The following is a 344-nucleotide window of genomic DNA, read 5'->3' as shown; positions in this document are numbered from 1 at the left end:
ACGACTCCAACGTCCTGGACATCCGGCAGGCGCTCACCGCGGGACCCGGCGAACTCGAACTGCGCTTCACCGGCGGATCACGTCCGTACCAGCTCGGTGCGGTGTTCCTCCAGGCCGACGCCGCGGCGCGCGAGTGAGGCGGGAGGCGATGACGAAGCTGACGACGGTGACGACGGTGCTGCACATCGCGCAGCCCACCGAGGGCGGCGTCGCCCGGGTCGTGACCGACCTGGTGCGCGCCCAGACGGCGGCCGGGACGCGCACCGCGCTGCTGTGCCCGCCCGCCGGCCCGCTGAGCGCGGCGGCGCGGGCGGCCGGCGCGCACGTCCTGGACTGGGTCGCGG

1 pseudogene is annotated in these 344 nt (G+C 75.9%); it reads left to right on the top strand.

The features are described 5' to 3' along the window. Positions 1–148: 148 nt before the first annotated feature. Positions 149–344 (top strand): annotated as a pseudogene (locus ACFYW8_RS44585) (glycosyltransferase family 1 protein); the annotation flags it as partial.

Source organism: Streptomyces sp. NPDC002742 (genome assembly GCF_042888885.1).
GTDB lineage: Bacteria > Actinomycetota > Actinomycetes > Streptomycetales > Streptomycetaceae > Streptomyces.
Note: the sequence above shows the minus strand (reverse complement) of the source record. Positions and strands in the feature narration are given on the sequence as shown.